At 44.6% G+C, this 10167-nt stretch carries 12 protein-coding genes; all 12 read right to left on the bottom strand.

The window, feature by feature from the left end; translation table 11 throughout:
* Positions 1 to 152: 152 nt before the first annotated feature.
* The 12 genes from B2Z67_RS15550 to rpiB all read right to left on the bottom strand — a co-directional run bounded on the left by B2Z67_RS15550 (position 153) and on the right by rpiB (position 10011).
* Entirely contained in the window at positions 153 to 977 is an 825-nt protein-coding gene (locus B2Z67_RS15550) for a transporter substrate-binding domain-containing protein (RefSeq protein ID WP_291530759.1), read from the bottom strand.
* A 17-nt stretch (positions 978 to 994) separates the two neighbouring features.
* Positions 995 to 3208: a putative porin gene (locus tag B2Z67_RS15545; protein ID WP_291530753.1), complete on the bottom strand. Its 2214-nt coding sequence runs from the start codon at positions 3206 to 3208 to the stop codon at positions 995 to 997.
* Between the two features lie 450 nt (positions 3209 to 3658).
* Complete coding sequence (locus tag B2Z67_RS15540) at positions 3659 to 4201, bottom strand: 2-oxoacid:acceptor oxidoreductase family protein (RefSeq protein WP_291530752.1); 543 nt, start codon at positions 4199 to 4201, stop codon at positions 3659 to 3661.
* Positions 4202 to 4264: 63 nt separating this feature from the next.
* On the bottom strand, positions 4265 to 5026 hold the full coding sequence (locus tag B2Z67_RS15535; RefSeq protein ID WP_291530751.1) for a thiamine pyrophosphate-dependent enzyme: 762 nt from the start codon (positions 5024 to 5026) through the stop codon (positions 4265 to 4267).
* A 13-nt stretch (positions 5027 to 5039) separates the two neighbouring features.
* Positions 5040 to 5213 (bottom strand): hypothetical protein, encoded by a 174-nt coding sequence (locus B2Z67_RS15530; protein ID WP_291530750.1) that lies wholly within the window; start codon positions 5211 to 5213, stop codon positions 5040 to 5042.
* Complete coding sequence (locus tag B2Z67_RS15525; RefSeq protein WP_291530749.1) at positions 5210 to 6295, bottom strand: 3-methyl-2-oxobutanoate dehydrogenase subunit VorB; 1086 nt, start codon at positions 6293 to 6295, stop codon at positions 5210 to 5212. The genes B2Z67_RS15530 and B2Z67_RS15525 overlap by 4 nt, the downstream gene beginning before the upstream one ends.
* Positions 6296 to 6316: 21 nt before the next feature.
* The gene (locus tag B2Z67_RS15520) at positions 6317 to 6544 is read right to left on the bottom strand and encodes an indolepyruvate ferredoxin oxidoreductase subunit alpha (RefSeq protein ID WP_291530748.1); all 228 of its coding nucleotides are present in this window, start codon (positions 6542 to 6544) and stop codon (positions 6317 to 6319) included.
* Between the two features lie 23 nt (positions 6545 to 6567).
* The gene (locus tag B2Z67_RS15515) at positions 6568 to 6843 is read right to left on the bottom strand and encodes a tetratricopeptide repeat protein (RefSeq protein WP_291530747.1); all 276 of its coding nucleotides are present in this window, start codon (positions 6841 to 6843) and stop codon (positions 6568 to 6570) included.
* 213 nt (positions 6844 to 7056) lie between these two features.
* Positions 7057 to 8460, bottom strand: coding sequence for a glycoside hydrolase family 28 protein (locus tag B2Z67_RS15510; RefSeq protein WP_291530746.1), 1404 nt, complete (start codon positions 8458 to 8460; stop codon positions 7057 to 7059).
* Positions 8461 to 8659: 199 nt separating this feature from the next.
* On the bottom strand, positions 8660 to 8854 hold the full coding sequence (locus B2Z67_RS15505) for a hypothetical protein (protein ID WP_291530745.1): 195 nt from the start codon (positions 8852 to 8854) through the stop codon (positions 8660 to 8662).
* Positions 8844 to 9425 carry a zeta toxin family protein gene (locus B2Z67_RS15500; protein ID WP_291530758.1) on the bottom strand — a complete coding sequence of 194 codons (582 nt, stop codon included), beginning with the start codon at positions 9423 to 9425 and terminating at the stop codon, positions 8844 to 8846. Before B2Z67_RS15500 ends, B2Z67_RS15505 begins: the two co-directional genes overlap by 11 nt.
* Before the next feature lie 151 nt (positions 9426 to 9576).
* On the bottom strand, positions 9577 to 10011 hold the full coding sequence (rpiB, locus tag B2Z67_RS15495; RefSeq protein ID WP_291530744.1) for a ribose 5-phosphate isomerase B: 435 nt from the start codon (positions 10009 to 10011) through the stop codon (positions 9577 to 9579).
* Positions 10012 to 10167: the final 156 nt, after the last annotated feature.

The following is a 10167-nucleotide window of genomic DNA, read 5'->3' as shown; positions in this document are numbered from 1 at the left end:
TTGCATAAATAGCTTGTAAATATGCAATAATTCGCATAAATGCTGCATCATTATTCCTTGTTTATTCATCAAGTACTCTAAAAGATGAATTTATAAATCAAGGCGTGTTACGAAAAGCGGGATAATGCTATCATAATGAATACAAACGGCTATTATTTGTTGTCATTTAGATATTTCCGGTAGATAAGTTCAAACTCATCGCTTTTCCGGAAAGTATCGATCCAGGCGTTGAGGCTATCCAATAAAACGGGTGATTGCTTACTTACTCCCCATGAATAAAACTGGGTAAAACCAATGCTTGTATTGATATCTATCTGCGGAAGACTGTCGGCTGCAGCACGGGCAATGCTTTCATCACATACAGCATAGTCAATATCTCCATGAGCTACGAGTGATATCAACTGTTCCGGACCATATTTCTCTATTTCTTCCGTATATATAGTATCACCGATTTCATTCCCTAAATTACGGATACGGAGGATAGCCGGTGAGCCTTTTACTACATACAATGTTTTACGTGCCAGATCCAGTTGGCTCTTGATATATAAGGAGTCTGTAGGCGAGGTAGATTTTCGTTGCACCAATACTTCCTTATTCAGTATAATAGGAACGGTAAGCAGTAAAGAGTCTTTAAGTTCGCTGTTTACCGGAATGCTATATGCGATAACGTCGAATTTTCCATTTGCCAGTCCTTCCAACCTTTTCTCAAAACTCATTTCAGGAGTAATGTCAACTTTCCAACCATGCCCATGTGCAAAAGCCTCTATCAGTTCGTAGTGAAATCCTGATAGCGTATCACCATCTACATAATAACTAATGGAATTATATTCCGTTGCGGCGCGTATCACTTTTTCGGTAGCTATTTGTGCATAATCGCGCGGGTGTCCTTGTGGCTTCTCTTTTTTGAGAAAGAAAGTAGCGACAAGAGCAGCTATGATACCCATTATTCCGTATTTCAGGATTTTGGCTTTTGATATCTTCATCGTTATGGTTTTTAGTCGTAGAAATTCCACGAAATACCTATCTTGAGCAGACTTGGATTGATAGGATAATGCGGTACAAGGAAGTAATTACGTGTACCCATGCCTTGATTGACGTGGGACATCATTACAAAGATGCGCGTACGTTTCAGATGCAGGTTAGCGTAGATATTGACTATCGGATAATTACCAATCTCTACCTGATCATCACTTGGTTGCAAGTGGAACTGTTGGATGGCGGGTGTATAAGCCGGAGCATAATATTTACTGAAATAACGTACGTCGGCACCCAATTGTACGGTAAGCACCTTTTTCGCCAACTTAGTCAGAATATATAAGTTGGAGTAAAGCGAGAGTTGCGGCAAGGGAATAACTGCTTCATTGCTCGATTTCTGCCAGGTTACTTCATTGTCCAGGTGGAATATACCCGCACGGAAGTTTTGTCTAAGCGTGGCGGAAAGTATTTGTATGTTGCCGCTATATTGTTCGGGAACGGATTTCCGGTTAAAGTAAGTGTAATTCTTTATATTTTCTACACCGGCGCGGATATTGGTTCCCCAACGTTCTATGTTCAGTTCACCTTCCATACGGGTACGGAATTCTTTGTCCATATTATCATTATCCCAAATGAAATGATTGGAATGATAATGCCGCATATAGAAAGAAGGTAGGGTATTGGTTACAAAACCTCGTGCGATGAGGTTTACGGTATCTTTCCATAACCGGAAGTTCAAATCTGCATTTCCATCTACGCGGAATTGTCCTAATGCCTTATCCATGATACCTATTTCACCATTTACCAAATAGTGTAAGGTCTTACCTTCCCGTTTGGCGAGTTCGCCACCCACAAATATTTCTTGCTCGGTAAAGCGGTCTGTCGTAATGGAGTCTTTATTCATTAAATCATACCGGCTGTACTTATGAGAAATATAAGCTGTCAGTCCGGCTTTGGCATATTTGTTAAAGCCTTCCAGCAAAGCTATGCCGAAAACATTCTTTACGCTGAATGCCGTGGTAGAATCCCTGCTGGCTCCTTGGGCATTGTAGTGTGAGTTTTCATAAAACTTGTCCGGCTCGCCTCCTGCATGGAATCGGTGGCGTGAACGCTCTATCTTAAAAGTATGGATGAAACTTGTTACCGGTACAAACTCCTCAATATAATTGGTGTCATTGGCAAGAGTTACGTTATTACCGATACTGTCTGATTTAAGACTGTCTAATTTAAGACTGTCTGATTGAATCCTTTTTTCTGCCAACAAAATACTATCTGTTGCCAGGCTGTCTCCAATATTTGGTCTTATTCTTGTCGCTGTGGGGGTAGGTGTAGGTGCAAAAGTTTGCCGTATATTGTTTTTTGCAGCTTCTTCTTTTAATATTTTTCGTTTGAATCCTAACCGGTAGCGTTGAGTCAGATAAACGTAGAAGTTCTTATTATGGTTTGCGGCTCTTTCAAAAACTACAGGTATATTGGCTGGTTCATACTCTTTTCTGCCACCAACCATCGTATCCGGACGAGTAATATAACCATCGTTTTCAATACCGCCATTCTCGTTCATCTTCATGTGGAAGTTATTATAGACAGCTTGTACTTGATAACGTTCACCAATATAGCTTCCGAATATGCCGGCATTGAAGTACGAAGTAGACTGTTTGGCATAAAACCCTCTTCCGTATAGATAGTCAATGTTGAAACCAAAAGCTAACGCTTTGTTTGCATTGACGGAAAAATAAGATTTAAAGCGTTCTTCACCGTTTATCTTGTTACCTGCCTTGTAATAGGTTAAATTAGTATAGGGAATATTGCTGTTGGTGAAATATGCCTGATCGGGATTTACGAAAAAGCTGGAGAAAGGAGTCATAAAGATAGTAGGATCGTCTCCTTGACGTTCGAAGAACACACGTGAAAGTCGGGGAGAACCCAAGTTACCCAGGAAGTTATATTGTCCGGTCATACCGTCTACCAGATTGGTATTCTGAAAGTTCAGGGCTGTGGTATCGGCAGGAATGATAGTCCGGTTACCCAGGTTTTCGCTTACTTTCCACATATAGAGTTTAGGTGGAGGGCTTTGTATATCGGTGTGGTTATCCAGACTATCTGGTTGTGTGGATGGGTCTACCTGATTCCCGTAGCGGTCACGATTATCTAATGCATTGAGTGTGCGCTGTGCCTGTACTGTCAGCAATCCCAATACAAATAGAAATGTGTATGTTAATAGAATGCGTTTCATAATTAGGGGACAAAGATAAAACAAAATAGTATGTGTGATATATAAATAATAAGAAAAATGTAAAAGAAGAATGTTAGTGTGAATTGAATGTTCTTCATGGTAGGAATTAGCCTGTATTATTCATAGTGTAAGTACTTCGCTTACTATAAATGAGAATTTAGCGAAGAATGGGTACGCGGACGACACGGATTAAACGGACGAACGCGGATTTTTTTCTTAAATAATAATTTAGCGGAACGCGGATTAACAAGAGTATCTCTGTCAGCGAAGCTAATAGAGATATTCCGCGTTCGTCCGCTTATTCCGTGTCGTCCGCGTACCCATTTCCACCTACTTATGACAAGACACTTATGAATAATGCAGGTTAGAATTGGGGCGCATATATAAAATTAGCCCTTGCAAAATGAAATTATTGCAAGGGCTAAATTGTTATTTGCAAGGCTTATAGGCTTACACTTCTTTAATCAGCTCCATCCCCTTCTTAATCGCCTCTTCATTCATCGGTATCAAGTGATGGTGGCGTTCGGGCAATGTCTTTTTCAAACCTCGGAGTACACTGTCCAGCGTAACCATCGGTTTTAGCTTAAGCAGTCCGCCCAGCACAATCATGTTGAATGCTTTGGCGTTGTTCATCCCGTTGGCGGCATCCATTGCGTCGATGCGATACACTTTGATATCCTTGCGCGTAGGCGGGTTGATGATGCCGTACCCGTCGTAAATCAGGATACCACCCGGCTTTACCTTGCTTTCGAATTTCTCTAATGAAGGCTGGTTCAGTATGATGGCGGCATCGTATTGGCTCAGGATGGGAGAGGAGATTTTCTTATCGCTCACGATAACCGTTACGTTGGCAGTACCGCCGCGTTGCTCCGGACCATAGGCGGGCATCCAGCTCACTTCCTTGTCTTCCATCAGTCCCGAATATGCCAGAATCTTTCCCATGGACAATACACCTTGTCCGCCGAAGCCGGCTATGATGATTTCTTCTTTCATTGTTCTTAGTGTTTTAGTAATGATTGAAAAATAACTTGGTAAGATTGAAATATAATAAGCGGATTATTTATCTTTCAAGTCACCCAGCGGATAGAACGGGAACATGTGCTCTTCCATCCATTTGTTTGATTTATCAGGAGTCATCTTCCAACCGGAGTTACAGGTAGAAACGATTTCTACCAGGTTGGAGCCTTTACCTGCCATAGAGTTCTCAAAAGCCTTGCGGATAGCTTTTTTGGCTTTGCGGATAGCAGCAACGCTTTGTACGCTCTGGCGGGTCACGTAAGCTGTCCCTTCCAGTTGTGCGGCAATGTCAGCCATCTTCAGCGGATAGCCGTGCAGATGGACGTCACGTCCGTAGGGACTGGTGGAGGTCTTCATGCCAACCAGCGTGGTGGGAGCCATCTGTCCGCCCGTCATACCGTAGATGGCGTTGTTGATGAAGATGATGGTAATGTTCTCGCCGCGGTTCAGGGCGTGGATGGTTTCGGCAGTACCGATACATGCCAGGTCGCCGTCGCCCTGGTAAGTAAACACCAGGCGGTCGGGCCAGAGGCGCTTGATAGCGGTGGCAAGTGCGGGCGCACGTCCGTGTGCAGCTTCCTGCCAGTCAATGTCCAGATAGTTGTAGATGAACACGGCACATCCTACGGGGGAGATACCTATTGTTTTATCTTCCATGCCCATTTCCTCGATTACCTCGGCAACCAGCTTGTGTACCACACCGTGGCTGCATCCCGGACAATAATGCATGGGATTATCGTTCATCAGAGTCGGTTTTTTATAAACCTGATTTTCGGGTTTGATAATATCTTCTTTTGTCATAGTCACTTCTCCTTTATCTGTTGGTGAATCGTATAAAGAACTCCATCAGCTTGACGAATATTGCTGCGCCGCAAACGTAGATGAACAGTTTGAAGTCATCCTTTGCAACGAAATACACAATGATAGCAGCCACGGCAAGTATCATAAAGAGTATATTCAATACGTTTCTTATCTTATCGGGATTCATTTTCCTATTAGTTTTTCTTTTAATGCACTTACTATTTCATCCGGGTCGGGTACGATACCGCCGAGGCGTCCGAAGTGTTCTACTTTTACCTTACCGTTTACAGCCAGACGTACGTCTTCAACCATCTGCCCCGCATTCAGTTCGGTAACCAGCATGCCTTTTACCTTGTCGGAATATGCCGCAATGGCTTTTGTGGGGAACGGCCAGAGGGTAATGGGGCGCAACATGCCCACCTTGATACCTTCTTCGCGCGCCAGTTCCATCGCTTTCTGGCCGATGCGCGCCATAGAGCCGAATGCTACTATCAGATAATCGGCATCTTCGCAGTTGATTTCCTCGAAGCGCACTTCGTTTTCCTCAATCAGTTTGTATTTGGCCTGGAAGCGGATGTTGTTCTTCTCCATTTCTTCCGGTTTAAGTTCCAGGGAAGTAATGATATTGGGCTTGCGGCCATTGGTTCTGCCGGTAGTAGCCCACGGGCATTGCTCAATAACTTCTGCATCCGTGCGGCGGGGTTTCTGTGCGGGAAGAACTACTTTCTCCATCATCTGGCCGATAACACCGTCGGCAAGGATGATAGCCGGGTTGCGGTACTTGAAGGCAAGTTCAAAAGCCAGCCCTACGAAGTCCGCCATTTCCTGTACCGAAGCCGGGGCAAGAGCAATGAGGCGATAGTCGCCATGTCCGCCGCCTTTCACGGTCTGGAAGTAGTCTGCCTGGCTGGGCTGGATAGTTCCCAATCCCGGGCCGCCACGCATTACGTTTACAATCAGGCAAGGCAATTCGGCGCCTGCCAGATAGGATATGCCTTCCTGTTTCAGGCTGACCCCGGGACTGGAAGATGAGGTCAGTACCATCTTTCCACTTGCTGCACCGCCGTACACCATATTAATTGCTGCCACTTCACTTTCTGCCTGAAGCACTACCATGCCGGTAGTTTCCCACGGTTTCAGTTCGGCAAGAGTTTCCAATACTTCCGATTGCGGGGTAATAGGATAACCGAAGTATCCGTCTGCCCCGCATCGGATGGCGGCGTAGGCGATAGCCTCGTTTCCTTTCATTAATACAACTTCTTCTGCCATATTCTTTTACTGATTACAGATTTATTCAACTTTCAGTTTATAAACGGAGATACATCCGTCCGGACAAACCTGGGCGCACGACGCGCAGCCGTTACAGGTATCTTCCAGTATTTGGTGGGCATAGTTATATCCCTTTACGTTCACCTCTTTGGTGAGGGCTATTACATGCAGGGGACAGGCTACTACGCACAGGTTGCAGCCTTTACACCGTTCGGTGTCCACTACGATTGCTCCTTTAATTTTTGCCATAATTCATGTTCCTTTTATTTATGTTATTGATTGTACATATCTTTATTGAAGAAATTCAGGATATCCATTGCCATACGATGGGCTTCCCGTGCAGGGCTGTCGGGGTTGAGGTCGATGGCGTACCGGTAGTTATTCAAGGCTTGTTGCCAATTGCCTTGTTTGCGGTAGGCATTTCCCCGGAGATAATACACTTCGTCCGGATTGGCGGAATCAGTCATCGGATATTCGTCAAGCAGCCGGATGGCTTCTGTTATATTTCCCTGATTGATAAGCTCTTTGATTATTTTCAGTTGCTCCATATCATATTGTGTGCCGGATTATTAGCCCACAAAGATAGCTTTTATTTAGAAACAACGGATAAGAGCCTGTTTAAATTTTGAGCAAAATTTAAACAGGCTCTTAGTATTCTGTGAAAAATAGGGAGGTGGAGGAAGTAGAAAGCCCGAAGCCTGATGATTCTCTGTCAGAATGTCATCGCTTCGGGCTTATATCGTGTAAATGATAGCAGGCCCTTACTTTACAAGTTTATTGTTTATATAGAGATTTTTGAATGTAACGTCTTTAGCTCCTTTTATATCGTTTCCACCTTCGGCAACGTTATTGAAGCGGGAGTCTTCGACGCTGATGTTGTACACGTTGTCGTCATTGTCGAGGCCGATAATGAGGACGCCGAGCTTGCTCTTCTCGCAGGTCACGTTCTTCAGATGAACATTGCGGACGGTAGGAGTGAAGCCACGGCTACAGTTTTCGCGATTCTCGTATTGCAGGTTGATGCGCAGCACGGCTTCGCGGCATTGTCCTACGGTGATGTTGCGTACAAATACGTTCTCAATCAGTCCGCCGCGGCAGGTGCTGGTCTTGATGCGGATAACACGATCCAGGTCAGGACTGTCCATCTTGCAGTTCTCAACATACAGGTTGCGGTATCCGCCGGAAATTTCGCTGCCAATAACTACGCCGCCATGCCCGTTCTTCATGTAGCAACCCCGTACAATGATGTTTTCACTGGGGATATTCCATTTGCGTCCATCCTGATTGCGTCCGGACTTGATGGCAATGCAATCATCGCCGGTATCGAAGGTGCAATTCTCTATCAGTACGTTCTTGCACGACTCAGGGTCGCAGCCGTCACCGTTAGGGCCGCGGTTGAAGACATTGACTCCACGTACAATGAGGCTTTCGCAGAACAGCGGGTGGATAACCCAGAATGGAGAATTCAGCAGTGTTACATCTTCTATCAGCACAGTGTTGCACGAATACAGGTTGATAAGTTGCGGACGCATACCGTCTTCAGGCGTCATGATGCGTTTATATATGGGAGTAGAAGTTTCGCCATACATCAGCAGGCGTTCGCGCCCGCCATTGCGCTGTGCCACCATGCCTTCTTTCCAGCCGTAGCGGGGAGCGCCGCACATGGGCCACCAGGTTTCGTTGGAGCCTTGCCCGTCAATGACGCCTTTGCCGGTGATGGCGATATTTGTCTCGCCATACGCGTATATCAATGGGTGGGCATTGTAGCAGTCTATTCCTTCCCAGCGGGTGATAACACCGGGGAAGTAGAGGCTTTGGTCGGTTGAGAATTTCAGTGTAGCGCCTTCTTCCACGTGGAAGTTGACGTTGCTTTTCAGTGTGATGGGACCTGTGTAGAATGTACCTTTGGGGACTACCACTGTGCCACCGCCATTCAGGCTACACGTCACAATGGCCAGGTTGATGGCTTCATGGCAGGGTTCGTCCGGTGTATCGGGCTTGGCGCCGAAGTCGGTGATGGGATACATTTTCTCAGGGAAAGCGGTTTTCTTGATTTGTTTTTCGATTTTAGCGCTTTCATTGAATGCTTTGTCGAAGTCTATCGGGTTGGCGGTAGCCAACGTAACCGGGAGAAGCAGGGAAAGAATTCCGAGTACCTTTTTCATGGTTTCTTAATTATTTTGTTTTAATACTTGTTAGATATCAAGGGCAAAGATAGGCGAAGTATGTGTTTATCAGGGATGAGTTTTTGATGAAAAGGGTGTAATTTTTGACGGAATTGCAAGATATGGAAATAAAAATGCTCCGTTCTATAGGTAAATCCCAATAGGTCGGAGCATTTATGTGATAATGCCTTCTTTTACTCTAATTCTTTTCCGGGTTATCTTTATACATTTTCCGTAGTAACCTCCGAGCCGGTACGGCTTTGATTTTTCCGTCGGGCGTACCCTGTATTACGTCCTCATTACGCAAAGCCTTCTCTTCAAGCATCCTTCGTTCAGCAAGCGCCAATCCGTAGTGCAATTTTTGACTTAGTTCTTCTCTTTCTTTATTCGACATAGCTTTGTATAGTGTTAAAAAGTTTAATATCATGCACCTCAGTTGATATCCCACGTCCGCCTTCTGCAACAATAATACGTGGAGTATGACTATTATCCGCTAACATCCAATAGTCAACATTAGGCATATATATATTGAAGAAATTATTAATACCTGCTTGGTAACGGCGTCGGACTGTTTCTTCAGGAATATCATGTCCGCCATTACTGACACGTTGTGCTACGCGGTTGATTGCCAGTTCCGGAGAGTTTAGCCAAAAATAAATCAGACTGACTTTATATCCCTGTTTCTGTGCTTGCTTGACGAGACGCGTATAGGAACGAGTGGCAAGTGTAGTTTCAATTGAGAAATTTTCGTTATTCTTCAGTAATTCGTCAATGCGTTGCAGCATCAGCCGTCCGGCTTCGATAGCTACATTGGTCGGATTAAAAGGAGAGAGGCCGCGCGCTATTTCATCGGCATTGACAAACTCTTTGCATTGCAAAACGTGAGGCAATACAGTGTATGAGGCAGTCGTCTTTCCGGCTCCATTACAACCACTGATAATATAAAGCTGCTTATCGCTATTCATTCTCTTCATATTACTTTCAACTGCAAATTTACTACAATTTGTTGAATAGTAGACGATTGATAGTTATAAAATGAAAAAGTGAACAACATCCCTTCAAATAGTTTTCAAAATAAACTTGAAGAGTGTTTGAACAGGTAATAAGAATCAGATATTATCTTACCGGTATTTTCTCAATTCTGCGAAGATGGCGTCCGCCTTCAAACTGTGTTTGAAAGAACTCGGTCATAATCATGTCGGCTTCTTCAGTGCTGATGAAGCGTCCGGGCATGACGAGCACGTTGGCGTCATTGTGCTGGCGTGACAAGTGGGCAATCTCTGCTGTCCAGCAAAGGGCGGCGCGAATGCCTTGGTGTTTGTTTAACGTTATGCTGATGCCTTCGCCGCTTCCGCAGATGGCAATTCCGGGATAGCACTCGCTGGACTCAACAGATAGGGCTAAGGGATGGGCGAAGTCGGCGTAGTCGCAGCTTTCTGTGGTGTATGTACCGAAGTCTTTGTAATCCCAACCTTTGGCTTCCAGCCAGCCCTTAACGAACTGTTTCAATTCAAATCCTGCATGGTCGGAGCAAATTCCGATTGTTTTCATCTTGTGCGATAGTTTTTTAATAGGTTTAATAAAAGGGGGTTATGTGGTGAGGGTAATATTATCAAGGCAACTGCATTAGAAAGATGATGCAAATGATTAATAGGAGTATCTTTATTAGCTTCACCGACAGATTATCTGATTTCTTTCACTAAGGTA

Origin of the sequence: Bacteroides sp. UBA939 (assembly GCF_002293435.1) — a bacterium.
GTDB lineage: Bacteria > Bacteroidota > Bacteroidia > Bacteroidales > Bacteroidaceae > Bacteroides.
The sequence above is the reverse complement of the archived record's forward strand: the minus strand, read 5'-3'. Positions and strand labels throughout refer to the sequence as shown.